We start from the raw sequence: 15,930 nt of genomic DNA on the forward strand, positions 1-15,930 counted from the left end.
ATTGAGGGGCTTGCCAGCGCGCGACCTCGGCGACTATCGTGCTTCATCGGCCGAACCGTGTGCCGATTGCAAAGTCAGGGGTCGTTATGGCAGAGCTAAAGCGAGACATCGGCCTGATCGGACTAACCTTTATTTCGGTTGGAGGAATCATCGGTTCGGGCTGGTTGTTCGGCCCCCTTCTGGCGGTTCAGCATGCCGGACCTGCGGCTATCCTCTCGTGGGTGATCGGCGCGGCTGCGATGTTCATTTTGGCAATCACTTTCGCAGAAATCTCAGCCATGCTGCCTATTCCGGGTGGGATTGCCAGGGTTCCGCAGTTTTCACACGGCAATATCGTTTCAATGGCCATGGGATGGACGGCTTGGATTGGCTACAACACCACTGCCCCCATCGAAGTGGAGGCGATGCTGAAATACCTCGCGCCATACGCGCCCTGGCTGCATGCCGCCGATACAGGCGACCTGACAGGCGCGGGTATATTTGCGGCCCTTGTATTCATGCTGCTTTTCGTTGCCGTCAACGCGCTTGGGGTCAAGTTTTTCACACATGTGAATGCCGCTTTGACGTGGGCCAAGATCGCTATTCCGGTCGTTCTGTCTGTTCTACTAATTTCCAACCGTTTCAACGCTGACAATTTTACACATCCGGATGGGTTTGCACCTTATGGCTTGCAGGGAATCATGGCTGCAGTTTCGACCGGCGGTGTCATTTTCTCGTTCATAGGATTTCGTCATGTGGTCGATATGGCGGGAGAAGTGCGAAATCCGAAATTTGCAATCCCCACCGCCCTCGTCCTGTCGATCATCATGTGCGCCGCAATCTATCTTGGCCTCCAAGTGGCTTTTATCGGCGCGCTGGATCCATCTTTGCTGGCTAATGGCTGGTCGCAACTGAGCTTTGGGGGCGAAGGCCCATTGGACGCTGTAATCATGTCGGTCGGGTTGGTCTGGTTCATCAGCTTGCTGAATGTCGGATCAGTCGTTGGCCCCTTTGGCAACGGATTGGTCGCAACCGGGTCGAATGCCCGTATTGCCCTTGCCCTGTCCCAAAACGGTTTTCTACCAAAACGTTTGCAAAACTTGTCTTCGTTTGGGGTTCCAGTATGGGCTTTGGCGTTGAATTTTCTGATCGGGACTCTGTTCCTTTTGACCGTTCCCTTTACTACCGTCATCGCCCTGAACGGTGCCGCTATTGTTTTGTCATTCGCAGTTGGCCCAATCGCCGTCGTTTGCCTACGGGATCTGCTGCCAGACCAACCCCGTTCAATCCGCATCCCAGCGGTGCGTCTGGTCGCGTTGACTGCCTTCGCCATTGCAACCCTGATTGTCTATTGGAGCGGTTGGGACACTGTCTGGCGCCTTGGGATCGCGCTTATCGTTGGAAAAATTCTGCTGCTTATCCGGTTCCGAGGGCGCCTTGATGAAATGGACCTGACCGAAGCCGTTTGGTTGATGCCTTATTTTGCCGGACTCGGGTTAATCTCATTTCTGGGTCAATTCGGCACCGGGTCTTTGAAGCAGATCCCGTTTGGGTGGGATATTCTGCTTTGTGTCGTGTTTTCCGCGATCATCTTCGCCCTCGCGATACGTTCAGCGCTGTCTGACGAGAAATTCATGAAATACATAGCGGAAGAAGAGATACTTGATCCAAAGCTGCCCGTTGTCGGGCTGTAAAAAAGGCAGAGCGTTGCTCTGCCTTTTTCCGTTTTCTATTAATGCAATTTAATGCGCTGTGGCTGAAGCATCCGCAGATTTGGCCGAAGCGGCGGCCGCAGCGGCTGCTTCCTCTGCCGCTTCGTCCCACTCGATCGACTCAGGCTTACGCACCAGCGCCTGCTTCAGAACTTCCGAGACGTGCTTTACAGGGATGATCTCCAACCCTTCCTTCACATTGTCAGGGATGTCCGCCAGATCCTTTTCATTCTCTTCCGGGATCAGAACGGTCTTGATGCCACCACGAAGAGCCGCCAGCAGTTTTTCTTTCAGCCCGCCAATCGGCATTGCATTACCGCGCAGCGAAACTTCGCCGGTCATGGCAATATCCTTGCGCACCGGAATGCCGGTCAGCACAGACACGATCGATGTCACCATCGCCAGGCCAGCGCTAGGGCCGTCTTTGGGCGTCGCCCCATCCGGCACATGAACGTGAATGTCCAATGTGTCGAACTTTGGCGGTTTCACCCCGATCTGAGGTGAAATCGACCGCACATATGACGAAGCCGCATCGATGGATTCCTTCATCACATCGCCCAGCTTACCTGTGGTCTTCATCCGCCCCTTACCAGGCAGTTTCAGCGCCTCGATATGCAGCAGATCGCCACCCACGGACGTCCAAGCCAGGCCGGTCACGACACCGATCTGATCGTCCTGCTCAGCCAGACCATAACGGAACTTTGGCACACCCAGGAAATCATCCAGATTGTCTGGTGTTACGGTGACCGACTCCGCCTCTTTCTTGATGATCTTGGTCAACGATTTCCGCGCCACCTTGGCGATTTCACGTTCAAGGTTACGAACACCCGCTTCGCGGGTATAAGTGCGAATGATCTTCTGCAGCGCCTCATCGGTCAGCTCAAATTCCTTGGCCTTCAGACCATGGTTCTTGACCTGCTTTTCGATCAGGTGCTGTTTCGCGATCTCGCTCTTTTCCTCTTCGGTGTAACCGGCCAGCGGAATGATCTCCATCCGGTCCAGCAGAGGCCCTGGCATATTGTAACTGTTTGAAGTCGTCAGGAACATCACGTTGGACAGGTCGTATTCGACCTCCAAATAGTGGTCCATGAAAGTGTTGTTCTGTTCCGGATCCAGCACCTCAAGCATTGCCGAGGCCGGATCACCACGGAAATCCTGACCCATCTTGTCGATTTCATCCAACAAGATCAGCGGGTTCGTGGTTTTCGCCTTTTTCAGCGCCTGGATGATCTTACCCGGCATCGAACCGATATAGGTCCGACGGTGGCCCCTGATCTCGGATTCGTCGCGCACACCGCCCAACGAGATGCGAATGAACTCGCGCCCCGTGGCTTTTGCAACCGATTTACCCAAGCTGGTCTTACCCACGCCCGGAGGGCCAACAAGGCACAAGATCGGGCCCTTCAGCTTTTTCGAACGCTGCTGAACTGCCAGATACTCGACGATGCGCTCCTTGACCTTCTCAAGCCCATAGTGATCGGCATCCAGAATGTCCTGCGCGCGCCCAAGATCCTTTTTGACGCGGGATTTGGTGCCCCACGGCAAAGACAGAATCCAATCCAGATAGTTGCGCACAACGGTCGCCTCGGCCGACATGGGCGACATGTTCTTGAGCTTTTTCAGCTCTCCTTCGGCCTTTTCACGCGCTTCTTTGGATAGTTTGGTCTCGGCGATTTTCTCTTCCAGCTCAGCGACTTCGTTCGATCCGTCTTCGCCATCGCCAAGTTCCTTCTGAATGGCTTTCATCTGCTCATTCAGATAATATTCGCGCTGTGTCTTCTCCATCTGGGATTTGACGCGGGTCTTGATCTTTTTCTCGACCTGCAGAACCGACATTTCGCCCTGCATCAGACCATAGACTTTCTCAAGCCGTTCGCTGACGCTGAGGGTCTCCAGCAGCTCTTGCTTTTGTTCGACCTCGATGCCCAAGTGGCCCGACACAAGGTCGGCCAGCTTTGCAGGCTCGGTGGTTTCCCCCACTGCCGCCAGCGCTTCTTCGGGGATGTTCTTGCGCACTTTGGCGTAGCGTTCAAACTCATCCGCAACGGTACGCAACAGGGCTTCGGTTGTCGTAACGTCGCCGGGGATTTCGGTCAGATATTCTGCCCGAGCCTCGAAAAACTCTTCGTTTTCAAGAAACTCAGTGATCTGCACACGCGCCTGCCCTTCGACCAGAACCTTCACGGTGCCGTCGGGCAGCTTCAGCAGTTGCAGCACATTGGCCAAAACTCCTGCGCGATAAATCCCTTCTTCATCGGGATCATCAACGCCGGGGTCGATCTGGCTGGACAACAGAATTTGCTTGTCATCCTGCATCACCTCTTCCAAAGCGCGGACCGATTTATCGCGGCCCACAAAGAGCGGCACAATCATATGCGGGAACACCACAATGTCGCGCAGCGGCAGGACGGGGTATGAGGAATTCAGAGGCTCTTGCATGCTCTATCCTTATCGTTGGCAAGACGGCACGTGTCCCTCATCGAGGCAACATTTGGCCATCTCCTGTCTTGGACGATAAAGGTGGGGCCTCATCGCCCTTTTTCAACCTTACCGCCATGTATCGTGTTTCAGCATGAACCGAGGTTTTCGGGACTGCAAGACGTCCAAGGAACATATCCACCGAAATTAGCACGACAAGCATAGGCGACGTGCACTTCAAAGGTCAGAACACCCGCTGTACTGCGCGAGACAGGAAAAACCCGTGACCGTCTTGGTTGCGACATTCCAGACCTTTTGTCGAAGAACTGCAGGTGAATCCTCCGAACTGACCAGTGACCCCATATTCCGCACGGTCATATCCGTCTTTGTTACGATTCAGCGGCTGGCACAACATCTCTACCTGGCCAGTGTCGAACATCAGAAAATCATGCCCCCAGTCGGATTGACAATTCGCGGGGCGTGGCATCGCAGGTGGGCCGGATTTTTCTATGATCGTACATTGTATATCCGAGGACGAAGCACTTTCCCCGACCGAGCACTGAATGTTTTCGGACGGAGTTTCGAAGGTCCAGACATCTGAAATGGCAGGTGTCGCGCAGAAAATTGCTGCGCCGAGAATAAGGCGAAACATCATAAACTCTCCGGGTCACAGACTAAAATGGCATTGCTTGAAGTGGCACTAGACTACCGGAAAGCCACGCAATTGTCACCCAAAGGGAAAGGTTACAAGGGTTCGATATCACCTTGCGCACGCTGCGCATGAAACTCGGCCTGCCAGGCGACAAACGTGCCCGCAGCAATCGCATCTCGCATCCCCTGCATGATCTCTTGGAAGTAATGCAGGTTGTGCCAGGTCAGCAACATGCCCGAGATCATCTCATTGGCGCGGAAAACATGGTGCAGGTACGCGCGCGAATAGTTGGAACAAGCGGGACATGTGCAGTTTTCATCCAGCGGACGCGGGTCATCCGCATGGCGGGCATTCTTGATATTGACCACACCGCGACGTGTGAACACTTGCCCCGTGCGGCCCGAACGCGACGGCAACACACAGTCCATCATGTCGATCCCACGCGCGACGGCGCCGACGATATCGTCTGGCTTACCAACACCCATCAGGTAACGCGGTTTGTCTTCAGGCAGAAAATCGGGGGCGTAATCAAGGCAGCCAAACATGGCCTCCTGCCCCTCACCCACAGCCAGACCGCCCACCGCGTAGCCTTCGAAACCAATAGATTTCAACGCTTCTGCGCTTTCTTCGCGCAGGTCCTGTTCCAAACCGCCCTGCATAATGCCGAACAGGGCGTGACCCGGACGATCCCCAATCGCGTCACGCGACCGTTCTGCCCATCGCATCGACAACCGCATGGACTCGGCGATGCGATCCCGGTCGGCAGGCAGCGCGGGGCATTCGTCAAAGCACATCACAATGTCCGAGCCCAGCAAGCGCTGAATCTCCATTGACCGCTCGGGCGTCAGTTCGTGTTTTGATCCGTCGATATGAGATTTGAAGGTCACGCCCTTTTCGGTCAGCTTGCGCAGCCCTGCCAAAGACATGACCTGAAACCCGCCCGAGTCGGTCAGGATGGGGCGGTCCCAGTTCATGAACTTGTGCAACCCGCCCAAACGGTCGATCCGTTCCGCAGTTGGTCGCAGCATCAGGTGATAGGTGTTGCCCAACAGAATATCCGCCCCGGTGGCGCGCACACTTTCGGGCATCATCGCTTTGACCGTCGCGGCTGTGCCCACAGGCATGAAGGCTGGCGTCCGCACCTCTCCTCGCGGCGTGATGATCACACCCGTGCGTGCCTTGCCGTCTGTTGCCTTAAGCTCAAATGAGAATTTCTGCGTCATGTCATCGCCTCGGATCGCCGAACCGGGCAGGCTTTGCCCGATCCGTTCCGTCTTTGCAACCCGTCAGGGCAACGAGGCCACGCGGTCCGTGAACAGACGTACAACCCCTGCCCCGTCCACATCGCGGCACACCCGGATCGCGGGTCGGTCGGGATCTGGTTGTGTCGCCCCCATTTGATCGCCTTCGGTGACAACCCGCAGCCCGGTTTCAACCATATCGAACATTGCTTGATGGGAACACGCAATCACGGCTGTTGAATCGTGCAGGCCGCAGCCTTCCAGCCCCCCGATCTCTTTGTAAAACTTCAGATAGAATCTGGAGATGTCGCGCAGAAACGCCCCCATATCGGGTGACTTTTGCGCCAATGCTTCGAAGTCCGCCGTTTCGTAAAGCGTCTTCAGGGTCACGTCCAATCCAACAAGAACTGTGTTGGCCGGGGCGGAAAAGACCTCTTCAGCAGCAAGAGCGTCGTGATAGATATTGGCCTCGGCGTGTTGGCTGATGTTGCCCGGGCAGTAGACCGCGCCTCCCATGACCACCAATTCGCGCAGATTGCCTGCAAATTCCGGGTCCAGACGCATTGCGTTTGCAATGTTAGTCAAGGGCCCCACGGCGCAGACTACAAGTTCACCCTTATGGGCTCGGGCCATTTCAACCAGAAACTCGGCTGCTGGCAACGCGTGGTTCTGTCCAATCTCCGGGATTTCGGTCAGATCACCAAAACCTTCGGGGCCATGAACATGCTCCGACGGCGCGTGCGTGTCCGCCCCCAGCGGCACCGCAGCCCCTTCGGCCACAGGCAAGTCCAACCCAAGCTTGTAAAGCAAAAACCGCGCGTTGCGACTGGATTGGTGCACATACGTGTTGCCAAAAACCGTTGTCAGACCGATCAGGTCAATTTCTGGCGCGGCGGCAGCATACGCGATGGCCATTGCATCGTCGACGCCGGGATCTGTGTCGATAATCAGTTTCATCCCCGCCCGATACCGCAAACGCCGTGGGATGCAAACCGGTCACAGCCACAATATTCCGGGCCGCGCCCACGCGTTCAGGCATTTGCATAACGCTCCAACCCACTCATACCAGAGTTGAAATCGGGCGACTCAATCCCCAAATGTATACCATAGTACACAATAATAAGAGGACAGAATGACCGAAGATCAGATTATCGGATTGCTTTCGTCAAACATCATTTACCTGCTGGCAGCTGTGCTGGTGGTTGTCGTTATTCTCAAAGGCATCAAGATTGTACCGCAGTCCGAAAAATACGTGGTTGAGCGGTTTGGCCGACTGCATTCGGTGCTTGGCCCCGGAATCAATTTCATCGTTCCTTTTCTGGATGTTGCACGCCACGAAATCTCGATCTTGGAACGCCAACTGCCGAATGCGACGCAGGACGCAATTACCAAGGACAACGTGCTGGTGCAGATCGACACCTCGGTCTTCTATCGCATTCTTGAACCGGAAAAGACGGTTTACCGCATCCGCGACGTAGACGGCGCGATTGCGACCACTGTCGCCGGGATCGTGCGCGCCGAAATCGGCAAGATGGATCTGGACGAGGTTCAGTCGAACCGCGCGCAATTGATCACGCGCATCCAGGAAAGCGTTGAAACCGCAGTCGATGACTGGGGCATCGAAGTGACTCGCGCCGAGATTCTCGATGTTAATCTGGATCAAGCGACCCGCGATGCCATGCTGCAACAGCTGAACGCGGAACGTGCCCGCCGCGCGCAAGTGACCGAGGCCGAGGGTCAGAAACGCGCCGTTGAACTGCACGCTGATGCTGAACTTTATGCCGCTGAACAAACCGCCAAAGCCCGCCGCATTCAGGCTGAAGCTGAAGCCTATGCTACGGGCTTCGTGGCCAAGGCCATTCAGGACAACGGTATCGAGGCCGCCCAGTATCAGGTTGCTTTGAAGCAGGTTGAAGCCCTTAATGCGCTGGGCAACGGGTCTGGCAAACAGACCATTGTTGTGCCAGCGAACGCCCTTGAAGCCTTTGGCGATGCGTTCAAAATGCTCAAAGGAGGAAAGTGATGGCAGACCCCTTCTGGCTGACATGGTGGATTTGGCTGGCGGCCGCACTGGCGCTCGGTATCCTCGAGATTGTTCTGCCGGGATTCATCTTTCTTGGTTTCGCAATTGGCGCAGCAATCACGGGTCTTCTCTTGATCATTCCGGGTCTGACAATGTCGCTTCACGTCCTTGCGTTGATCTTTGCGGTGCTGTCGCTTGTAGCGTGGCTTGTCTTGCGCAAGCTCTTTGCGCTGCCGCATGGTCAAGTCAAAACCTTCAAACATGATATCAATGATTGAATCGCGGTGGCGCTTGTCTGAGCGCCACGCCCCCACTGGACGCTGATACGGCTATTCCCTATATAATCACTCAGGCAACTGACCCGAGGCAAAGATGACTCACCCGAGCGAACAGTTTGAAGGCACACCGCTGATTGCGCCGTCAACAATTGAACACCCGTTGTACGACGCCGTGGTTGAGGCGTGCCGCACGGTCTATGATCCTGAAATCCCGGTCAACATCTATGACCTCGGCTTGATCTACACGATTGATATTACTGCGGATAACGCAGTTAAGGTGATCATGACCCTGACTGCGCCCGGATGCCCAGTGGCCGGTGATATGCCCGGATGGATCGTGGAAGCGATTGAACCCGTAGCCGGCGTCAAAGAAGTTGACGTTGAACTGACCTGGGAGCCGCCCTGGGGTATGGAGATGATGTCGGACGAAGCTCGTCTGGAACTGGGCTTTATGTAAACTAAATACCCGCGACTAACATGTCTGCGAACACAGTTACTCCAGATCGCAGGTTGCTTTGATCTCTGCGGCACGGGCATCCAGTTCATTGATGTAATCACCAGACAACATTTGCAGGTGTTTGTGTTCGGTTCCTGTAACCAGACCCAGCAGAGCACCGGCGGGCGTGATCGAAGCGATGCTTTCAAGCTGCTTGGTCTCGGCATGTTCCTTTTCGGCCTGAATAGCGCGCAGATCACCTGCCGCTGTCGCACAGTTTACCGGGTGCCTCTCGGCATCTGTGATAGCCAACGCACCGGTTGCAGTTAAACTGGCAAGCAGAAAAGTAAGAGTAGATCCTTGAAAAACCAGCTTAACAAAACGGATCAAGTCATTCATATTTATGATCTTTCTGCTGCAATATGAATTCCGGAACACGGGACGTTGCACCCATTCCAGCAAAGCTAAACCCGCTTTCCTGTTTAATGCAAGGTTTCAAGGAGGAAGCCAATACCAAGTTGGTTTAGCCAAAAGGCACTCTTTAACACTCGTGACCTTGAGCCCGAGGCGTTTGAGCCCTAAATTGGGAATGACGCGTGACAACGGAGATTTACATGTTCGGCATCCCCGGCAAACAGGCTGTGACCATGACGCCCAAAGCCGCAGAGCAGATTACACGCCTGATGAATTCGGGCGGGCATGCTGGTTTGCGCATTGGCGTCAAGAAAGGCGGCTGTGCAGGCATGGAATACACCATGGAATATGTAGACCAGGCAGATCCGCATGATGAGGTGGTCGAGCAAGACGGAGCGCGCGTGATGATCGCACCGATGGCGCAGATGTTCCTTTTTGGAACCGAGATCGACTACGAAGTGTCCCTGTTGGAAGCAGGCTTCAAGTTCAAGAACCCGAACGTTGTTGATTCCTGCGGCTGCGGTGAATCAATAAAGTTCGACGCAAACCTCGCGTCGCAGTCCTAACTGGTTCGCAGGTGAACATAGGTTTCGTTGAACCGTTTGGTCAGATGATCACCGGCCGAGATCACTTGGCCTGACCCAGGTGGCGCGACATTGGTGTCAAAAGACGGGTTGAAGAACATAGGGACCGAGATTCGCTCGTGCGATCCACCAACAACCCTGTGTTCGGTCGCCTTCACCTGCCCTGCTGTCCAAAATTCCAGCATCTCACCAAAGTTGATGATAAACACGCCCGGTTCGGCCTGAACCTTTTCCCATGCGCCATCAGGCATCCGCACTTCCAAACCGGCAGCGCCGTCTGTGGCCAGCAAAGTCAGGCAGCCATAGTCTGTATGCGCGCCAATACCAAAATCCTGCTCTCCGGCCCAGGCGGGCCGTTTTGGATAATAATTGCCGCGCAGCAGAGCCATTGGCGCATCGAATGCCTGATCGAAACTGTCCGCTTCCCGACCCAGTGCCACCGCAATCGCACGCAGCACCCGCATCGCTACACCACAGGCATCGACGTAATAGGCTTGTACAATTTCACGGAAAGCATCGGGTTGCTCGGGCCATTGATTTGGGGCGTACACGCTTAGGTTCTTTGCACGGTAGGGGTTGTCCAGCGGCAGTTCGTATCCGCAATCGAACACTTCTTTGAAGTCAGGGTTAACTGTTGGGTCGACCTGTTCGGACTGTGACGCACCCCAACCTCGGTTGGATCCCGTTGCAGCCATGTCCACCAAACGCTTCTGGTGTTCCGGTAAACGGAAGAAACCCTTGTAGGCAGCTATAACGTCGTTGATGCGGTCAGCCGTCAGGCCCGTGTTGCAAACGGTCAAAAACCCGACCTGACCAACGGCTTGGCGCAGGCGGGAAAGCTCATAAGCGTCTCGGGCGTCCAGCTTTTTCAAGTCGAGGTTGTCGATCATGGCGCTCTCCCAGAATTTGCGACATTCCTGCCAATCACCCGTGGAGCTTGTAACCGGAATTGTATGGCGAGGACAACGATGTTATCCGGTGATTTAAACAACCGAATACGCAGGGAGAAACCGATATGCGGCGCAAGCTGGCGGCTGGAAATTGGAAGATGAACGGAACTGGCTCGGCGCTGAGCGAGCTTGCATCGCTGTCGCAAAGCTATTCTGAAGCCTCGGTCGATATTCTGATCTGCCCCCCTGCGACATTGCTTCACCGCGCCGCTGATGCCGTGGCAGAATCGGCGGTTACGGTTGGTGGACAGGACTGCCACTCAGGCCATTCTGGCGCTCATACCGGCGACATCAGCGCGGATATGTTGCTGGATGCCGGTGCGACTTCGGTCATTCTGGGCCATTCCGAACGGCGCGTGGATCACGGAGAGCATGACGAGGATGTACGCGCCAAAGCCCGCGCCGCAATGGATGCGGGCCTGAAGGCAGTCATCTGCGTCGGCGAAAGTCTGGAACAGCGTGAGGCGGCCAACACGCTCGACATTATCGGCGGGCAGATGTCCGGCTCGATCCCGGATCAGTCCACCGGCGAAAACCTGATCGTCGCATACGAGCCGATCTGGGCGATCGGCACTGGAAAGGTCCCCACTCTGGAAGAGATCGGCGAGGTTCACGACTTCATGCGCGCCCGGCTGGAACGTCGTTTTGGCGAAGGCGTGGGCCGGTCAGTACGACTGCTTTACGGCGGGTCCGTCAAACCCAGCAATGCGGCCGACATCTTTGCTGTCTCGAATGTGGATGGCGCTTTGGTCGGTGGGGCCAGTCTGAAGGCTGCGGATTTCTCGGGCATTATTCAGGCGCTGGAAAGCATCTGACCTCGGTCGTTATTCGGCAATATCCTCGGCCCAAAGCTCTGGTTTTTCTTCGATAAATCGTTGCATCAGCGCGATGCAGTCGGGGTCGTCGGCTATCACCACTTCGACCCCGCGCTCGCGCAGGAAGTCTTCGTTGCCTCCAAAGTTCTTCGTGTCACCGATCACGACGCGCGGGATTCCGAATTGAACGATGGTGCCCGAACACATCATGCAGGGCGACAGCGACGTATACAGCACCGTGTCGCGATAGGTTTTCTGCCGTCCGGCCTTGCGCAAGGCGTCCATCTCGCCATGGGCAATCGGATCACCGCCCTGAACTCTTTGATTGCGTCCGCGCGCCACAACCTCGCCCCCACGGGCCAGGGCCGAGCCGATGGGACAGCCGCCCTCATCATACCCGGCTTTCGCCTCGTCAAAGGCGATGCGCAGCAGGCGGCTGTCGGTCTCGGTCAACATGGGGAAAATCCTTGGTTGGGGCGTGTACCGGCAGCCTGCCCAATGACGCCCCGACCGTCAACGGATCAGGCCAGCTTCATGGTGACAATTCCGGCAATGATCAGCAGCGCTGCCAGAACCCGAAGCGGCGTCACCGCCTCGCCCAGCAAGGTAACCCCCACCACAAAAGCCCCCACCGCGCCGATACCAACCCAGATCGTATAGGCGGTGCTCAGCGGCAGTTCACGCATCGCCAGCGCCAACAAACCGAAAGACCCGATCATGGACACTCCCATGATCGCGGTCGGCAAAAGCCGCGTGAACCCGGCGGATTGCTTCATTGCACCCGCCCAGACAACTTCAAGAATTCCAGCAATAAGCAACATGATCCATGCCATGATATGACCTCTTGTCAAAGCGGGTCGTCCCGCATGATTTACCCGTGTTGGGGAGGTCGTCCTCTGCCTTTCAAATAAGCGCCCGTGCGGCGGTTTTAAGGCATGAAAAGGCCGGGCAGTCGCAACCGCCCGGCGATACGGGTCAGGCCCGCTAGTTGGTGATGATTTCCGGTCCCATGAAGGTGTTGGGCAGGAAGGTCGATATCCACGGTATGTACGTCACCATGATCAGGAAGACGAACAGGACTGCCAGGAAAGGAAGCGCCGCCTTCACAACACCCATCATCGGCATCCCGGCCACGCCAGAAGTCACGAACAGGTTCAGCCCGACCGGAGGCGTGATCATCCCGATCTCCATGTTCACCACCATGATGATGCCCAGATGGATCGGATCGATGCCCAGTTCGATGGCAATCGGGAACACCAACGGGGCGACGATGACCAGCAGACCCGAGGGTTCCATGAACTGACCGCCGATCAGCAGGATCACGTTCACCACGATCAGGAAAGTGACCGGCCCCAGACCCGCCGACAGCATGGCACTTGCGATATGCTGGGGCACTTGCTCATCTGTCAGCACGTGCTTCAGGATCAGCGCGTTGGCAATGACGAACAGCAGCGTGACCGTCAGCTTACCCGCCTCAAACAGCGTGTGCTTTGTGTCCGGGTGGAAGAACGCCGTCACCAGCGCATATGGCTTCTTCAGCAATGACAGGTTGGATTGACCTTCTTCTGTGCTGAGCGGCCCCATGTCTTTGTAGACAAAGCTGGCGATAAAGAACGCGTAGACAGCGGCTACAGCAGCGGCTTCTGTCGGGGTAAAGATACCCCCGTAGATGCCGCCCAGAATGATGACGATCAGGAACAGGCCCCAACCGGCTTCGCGGGCCGATGTAAAGACCTCTCCCCACCCTTTCCAGTCGCCTTTGGGCAGGTTCTTGACCTTCGCCATAACATAGATGGTAATCATCAGCATCAGACCCGCCATCAGGCCCGGAATGACACCCGCCAGGAACATGCGCCCAACGGAAACCTCGACGGCGGCGGCGTACACAACCATAACGATGGATGGTGGGATCAGGATGCCAAGTGTCCCCGCGTTACAGATCACACCAGCGGCAAATTCCTTGGAATAGCCCACCTGCCGCATCCCGGCGATGACGATCGAACCGATGGCCACAACGGTTGCCGGGGACGACCCCGAAAGTGCGGCAAACAGCATACAGGCAAACACGCCCGCAATTGCCAAACCGCCGGGCAGATGCCCCACACAGGCAATCGAGAACCGGATGATCCGCCGCGCCACTCCGCCGGTTGTCATGAAGGACGACGCCAGAATGAAGAACGGGATCGCCAGAAGGGTAAAGTGACCCTCGAACGCCTCGAACAAAGTACCTGCGACCGAGGCCAACGAGCTGTCTGAATAGATCAGCAGGAACAAGGTCGAGCTAAGGCCAAGCGCAACCGCAATCGGAACACCAATCAGCAGCAGTCCGATGACCATCGAGAATAAAAGTACAACGTCCATCAGTCATGCATCCCTTGCTGAGCGCGGACTTCTTCGATCTCGTCCTCGACTTCGTGGCTGGCGACAAGGCGGTCGGTTTCGCCCCGCCAAATTTGAACAGCGACCTGCGCGAACCGGATCACGAGCAACAGCATCGAAACCGGCAGAACCAGATACGGTACGACCTTGGGTAGTTTTTCGTAGTACTCGCCGTAGTTGATCAGGTCCTCAAGGAACCGCAAAGGAGCGACCATCGGGATGTCGTCGACCTCATAAAAGCTCTGACTGCGGGCGTCGAAATTGAAACCCGTGGGGAACCAGCGCCCAGATGTGGGCGGCAGATCGGCAAAGACGGCCCAATAGTCATAGGCGCCTTTCAGCAGAAGCAGCGAAAAAACCAGACAGCAGCCCACCGCAATCAGAGCTAAAATACGGCGCGGCGCTGGGGCCAGCATGTTCAGGATGGCGTCTACACCCAGATGCGCATGTTTTTTCACTGCATAAGACGCACCCAGAAGCACCAGCCAGCCGAAGGTGAAAACCGTCAGTTCCAGAGCCCATAGGATATTTGAGTTGAAAACAAACCGTGCAATCACGTTGGCAAATGTTACGACCGTCATAAGGCCCAACAGCAACGCAATCAGGGTTTCTTCGATATGGTCGACCAGCCCGCCTTGGCCGGAATTCGCACCAGACATCTTTCTGTCCCCGCATTTTTTGATGATGAGAGAGTGTATGAGGGCGGGCTATGTCAGCCCGCCCGGCCAGTGCGTCGATTACTCCCCAGTCCCCTGACGCGCGGCCTCGATCCGGTTTAGAAACCGGCGTTGATGGCCTGTGCGGCGTCGATCTTGTCCTGACCCACATCACCGGCGAATTTGTCCCAAACCGGCTTCATCGCATCGACCCAGGCCTGACGCTGTTCGGGGTTAAGCTCACGAATGATGCCCCCCGCGTCCGTGATCGAGGCTTTGGCCGCTTCGTTCACGGCAAAGGCTTCTTTGTTCCGAGTCTCGGTGACTTCGCCCAGAATGGTCAGGAATTGATCACGCACTTCGGGGTCCAGGCTGTCCAACCAGTCAACCGAGGTCACGACCAGATAGTCGATGATACCGTGGTTGGTCTCAGTGATGCCGTCCTGAACCTCAAAGAACTTCTTGCCGTAGATGTTCGACCAGGTGTTTTCCTGCCCGTCCACAACGCCCTGCTGCAGCGCACCGTAAACTTCCGAGAACGCCATTTTCTGCGGGCTGCCACCGATCGCTTCCATCTGCGCAACCAACACGTCCGAGGACTGCACGCGGAACTTCAGCCCGTTTGCGTCTGACGGATCTTCCAGCGGCTTGTTCGCAGACATCTGCTTCATGCCGTTGTGCCAGAAGGCCAGACCCTGCAGGCCGCGGCGCTGCATGCTGTCCTTCATCGCCTGACCATCAGCCGAGGCCTGGAACGCATCCACCGCGTCAATGTTCTTGAACATGAATGGCAGGTCGAACAGGCGGAACTGCTTGGTGAATTTCTCGAACTTGGACAAGGACGGCGCAGCCAGTTGAACGTCGCCTTGCAGCATCGCCTCAAGCACTTTGTCGTCGTTATAGAGGGTCGAGTTAGGATAGACCTCCATGCACATCACGCCGTTCATTTCGTCGTTGACGCGCTGTTCCAGCAGCGAGGCCGCGATACCTTTGGGGTGTTTGTCGGTGTTCGTCACATGCGCGAACTTCACAACAATCTCACCGTCGTCACAGGCCGCCATGCCGGCAGTTGCGGTGACCGTCAGCGCCAGAGCCGTTGCAGCTGTTGTCAAAATCTTCATCTGTTTTCCTCCCAGACTTCCAAGAAACAAGCGATCAGCGCCGGGTTGGCGCCGTATGGCGTGCAGTGAAGCGACTCGGTCGCAACCAAACAACTTTTCCCTCTGAACGCGCAGCTAAGCATTAAAATCACTCATTTACAAAGCCTTACATGTCATCAAACACACAAAACAGAATCACCTATTCTTCTGTGTGCGAAAATCCGCACAGCCGAAAATGCTGCTTGTGCGGATTTCCGCACAATTTTCGAATCATTCATGCGAATCACCACCCG

17 protein-coding genes are annotated in these 15,930 nt (G+C 55.9%); 6 read left to right on the forward strand and 11 right to left on the reverse strand.

Annotated elements, in window-relative coordinates; translation table 11 throughout:
* Window positions 1-86: 86 nt before the first annotated feature.
* The gene (locus tag GS632_RS03570) at window positions 87-1,673 is read left to right on the forward strand and encodes an APC family permease (RefSeq protein ID WP_171721389.1); all 1,587 of its coding nucleotides are present in this window, start codon (window positions 87-89) and stop codon (window positions 1,671-1,673) included.
* A 48-nt stretch (window positions 1,674-1,721) separates the two neighbouring features.
* Here the strand turns inward: GS632_RS03570 and lon are convergent, their stop codons facing one another.
* The 4 genes from lon to GS632_RS03590 all read right to left on the reverse strand — a co-directional run bounded on the left by lon (window position 1,722) and on the right by GS632_RS03590 (window position 6,959).
* Window positions 1,722-4,130 (reverse strand): endopeptidase La, encoded by a 2,409-nt coding sequence (lon, locus tag GS632_RS03575; RefSeq protein ID WP_171174286.1) that lies wholly within the window; start codon window positions 4,128-4,130, stop codon window positions 1,722-1,724.
* Between the two features lie 223 nt (window positions 4,131-4,353).
* Entirely contained in the window at window positions 4,354-4,761 is a 408-nt protein-coding gene (locus GS632_RS03580; protein ID WP_171174288.1) for a DUF6636 domain-containing protein, read from the reverse strand.
* A 92-nt stretch (window positions 4,762-4,853) separates the two neighbouring features.
* A complete protein-coding gene (tgt, locus tag GS632_RS03585) occupies window positions 4,854-5,984 on the reverse strand; it encodes a tRNA guanosine(34) transglycosylase Tgt (protein WP_171237505.1) in 1,131 nt (376 codons plus the stop codon).
* A 63-nt stretch (window positions 5,985-6,047) separates the two neighbouring features.
* Window positions 6,048-6,959: a nucleoside hydrolase gene (locus tag GS632_RS03590; protein ID WP_171721388.1), complete on the reverse strand. Its 912-nt coding sequence runs from the start codon at window positions 6,957-6,959 to the stop codon at window positions 6,048-6,050.
* A 175-nt stretch (window positions 6,960-7,134) separates the two neighbouring features.
* Between GS632_RS03590 and GS632_RS03595 the strand changes: the two genes are divergently transcribed.
* The 3 genes from GS632_RS03595 to GS632_RS03605 all read left to right on the forward strand — a co-directional run bounded on the left by GS632_RS03595 (window position 7,135) and on the right by GS632_RS03605 (window position 8,760).
* Window positions 7,135-8,025 carry an SPFH domain-containing protein gene (locus GS632_RS03595; protein WP_171237503.1) on the forward strand — a complete coding sequence of 297 codons (891 nt, stop codon included), beginning with the start codon at window positions 7,135-7,137 and terminating at the stop codon, window positions 8,023-8,025.
* Window positions 8,025-8,303, forward strand: coding sequence for an NfeD family protein (locus GS632_RS03600; protein WP_171234177.1), 279 nt, complete (start codon window positions 8,025-8,027; stop codon window positions 8,301-8,303). The genes GS632_RS03595 and GS632_RS03600 overlap by 1 nt, the downstream gene beginning before the upstream one ends.
* A 94-nt stretch (window positions 8,304-8,397) precedes the next feature.
* Window positions 8,398-8,760: an SUF system Fe-S cluster assembly protein gene (locus GS632_RS03605; protein ID WP_171174302.1), complete on the forward strand. Its 363-nt coding sequence runs from the start codon at window positions 8,398-8,400 to the stop codon at window positions 8,758-8,760.
* Window positions 8,761-8,796: 36 nt separating this feature from the next.
* Here the strand turns inward: GS632_RS03605 and GS632_RS03610 are convergent, their stop codons facing one another.
* Entirely contained in the window at window positions 8,797-9,138 is a 342-nt protein-coding gene (locus tag GS632_RS03610) for a hypothetical protein (RefSeq protein ID WP_253284420.1), read from the reverse strand.
* 215 nt (window positions 9,139-9,353) lie between these two features.
* Between GS632_RS03610 and GS632_RS03615 the strand changes: the two genes are divergently transcribed.
* Window positions 9,354-9,719, forward strand: coding sequence for an iron-sulfur cluster assembly accessory protein (locus GS632_RS03615; RefSeq protein WP_171176184.1), 366 nt, complete (start codon window positions 9,354-9,356; stop codon window positions 9,717-9,719).
* Here GS632_RS03615 and GS632_RS03620 read toward each other — a convergent pair.
* Window positions 9,716-10,627 carry an isopenicillin N synthase family oxygenase gene (locus GS632_RS03620; RefSeq protein ID WP_171721387.1) on the reverse strand — a complete coding sequence of 304 codons (912 nt, stop codon included), beginning with the start codon at window positions 10,625-10,627 and terminating at the stop codon, window positions 9,716-9,718. The genes GS632_RS03615 and GS632_RS03620 overlap by 4 nt on opposite strands.
* A 125-nt stretch (window positions 10,628-10,752) precedes the next feature.
* Here GS632_RS03620 and tpiA point away from each other — a divergent pair, with 125 nt between their 5' ends.
* Window positions 10,753-11,502: a triose-phosphate isomerase gene (gene tpiA, locus GS632_RS03625; protein WP_171174306.1), complete on the forward strand. Its 750-nt coding sequence runs from the start codon at window positions 10,753-10,755 to the stop codon at window positions 11,500-11,502.
* Window positions 11,503-11,511: 9 nt separating this feature from the next.
* On the opposite strand, the gene GS632_RS03630 is transcribed toward tpiA, so the two are convergent.
* The 5 genes from GS632_RS03630 to GS632_RS03650 all read right to left on the reverse strand — a co-directional run bounded on the left by GS632_RS03630 (window position 11,512) and on the right by GS632_RS03650 (window position 15,658).
* On the reverse strand, window positions 11,512-11,958 hold the full coding sequence (locus tag GS632_RS03630; RefSeq protein ID WP_171237500.1) for a nucleoside deaminase: 447 nt from the start codon (window positions 11,956-11,958) through the stop codon (window positions 11,512-11,514).
* Window positions 11,959-12,023: 65 nt separating this feature from the next.
* Window positions 12,024-12,335 (reverse strand): multidrug efflux SMR transporter, encoded by a 312-nt coding sequence (locus tag GS632_RS03635; protein ID WP_171174310.1) that lies wholly within the window; start codon window positions 12,333-12,335, stop codon window positions 12,024-12,026.
* Between the two features lie 151 nt (window positions 12,336-12,486).
* The gene (locus GS632_RS03640) at window positions 12,487-13,863 is read right to left on the reverse strand and encodes a TRAP transporter large permease (RefSeq protein WP_171234173.1); all 1,377 of its coding nucleotides are present in this window, start codon (window positions 13,861-13,863) and stop codon (window positions 12,487-12,489) included.
* Complete coding sequence (locus GS632_RS03645; RefSeq protein WP_171174314.1) at window positions 13,863-14,540, reverse strand: TRAP transporter small permease; 678 nt, start codon at window positions 14,538-14,540, stop codon at window positions 13,863-13,865. The genes GS632_RS03640 and GS632_RS03645 overlap by 1 nt, the downstream gene beginning before the upstream one ends.
* Before the next feature lie 116 nt (window positions 14,541-14,656).
* Window positions 14,657-15,658 (reverse strand): DctP family TRAP transporter solute-binding subunit, encoded by a 1,002-nt coding sequence (locus GS632_RS03650; RefSeq protein WP_171174316.1) that lies wholly within the window; start codon window positions 15,656-15,658, stop codon window positions 14,657-14,659.
* Window positions 15,659-15,930 lie beyond the last annotated feature (272 nt).

The organism is Ruegeria sp. HKCCD7296, assembly GCF_013110775.1.
Lineage (GTDB): Bacteria > Pseudomonadota > Alphaproteobacteria > Rhodobacterales > Rhodobacteraceae > Ruegeria.

Bases quoted from the DNA above. Each gene is read 5' to 3' on its own strand.
- GS632_RS03640 (WP_171234173.1), bottom strand. From the start codon at position 13,863: ATGGACGTTGTACTTTTATTCTCGATGGTCATCGGACTGCTGCTGATT.
- GS632_RS03635 (WP_171174310.1), bottom strand. From the start codon at position 12,335: ATGGCATGGATCATGTTGCTTATTGCTGGAATTCTTGAAGTTGTCTGG.
- GS632_RS03615 (WP_171176184.1), top strand. From the start codon at position 9,354: ATGTTCGGCATCCCCGGCAAACAGGCTGTGACCATGACGCCCAAAGCC.
- GS632_RS03580 (WP_171174288.1), bottom strand. From the start codon at position 4,761: ATGTTTCGCCTTATTCTCGGCGCAGCAATTTTCTGCGCGACACCTGCC.
- GS632_RS03595 (WP_171237503.1), top strand. From the start codon at position 7,135: ATGACCGAAGATCAGATTATCGGATTGCTTTCGTCAAACATCATTTAC.
- GS632_RS03610 (WP_253284420.1), bottom strand. From the start codon at position 9,138: ATGAATGACTTGATCCGTTTTGTTAAGCTGGTTTTTCAAGGATCTACT.
- GS632_RS03645 (WP_171174314.1), bottom strand. From the start codon at position 14,540: ATGTCTGGTGCGAATTCCGGCCAAGGCGGGCTGGTCGACCATATCGAA.
- tgt (WP_171237505.1), bottom strand. From the start codon at position 5,984: ATGACGCAGAAATTCTCATTTGAGCTTAAGGCAACAGACGGCAAGGCA.
- tpiA (WP_171174306.1), top strand. From the start codon at position 10,753: ATGCGGCGCAAGCTGGCGGCTGGAAATTGGAAGATGAACGGAACTGGC.
- GS632_RS03605 (WP_171174302.1), top strand. From the start codon at position 8,398: ATGACTCACCCGAGCGAACAGTTTGAAGGCACACCGCTGATTGCGCCG.
- GS632_RS03570 (WP_171721389.1), top strand. From the start codon at position 87: ATGGCAGAGCTAAAGCGAGACATCGGCCTGATCGGACTAACCTTTATT.
- GS632_RS03590 (WP_171721388.1), bottom strand. From the start codon at position 6,959: ATGAAACTGATTATCGACACAGATCCCGGCGTCGACGATGCAATGGCC.
- GS632_RS03620 (WP_171721387.1), bottom strand. From the start codon at position 10,627: ATGATCGACAACCTCGACTTGAAAAAGCTGGACGCCCGAGACGCTTAT.
- GS632_RS03600 (WP_171234177.1), top strand. From the start codon at position 8,025: ATGGCAGACCCCTTCTGGCTGACATGGTGGATTTGGCTGGCGGCCGCA.
- lon (WP_171174286.1), bottom strand. From the start codon at position 4,130: ATGCAAGAGCCTCTGAATTCCTCATACCCCGTCCTGCCGCTGCGCGAC.
- GS632_RS03650 (WP_171174316.1), bottom strand. From the start codon at position 15,658: ATGAAGATTTTGACAACAGCTGCAACGGCTCTGGCGCTGACGGTCACC.
- GS632_RS03630 (WP_171237500.1), bottom strand. From the start codon at position 11,958: ATGTTGACCGAGACCGACAGCCGCCTGCTGCGCATCGCCTTTGACGAG.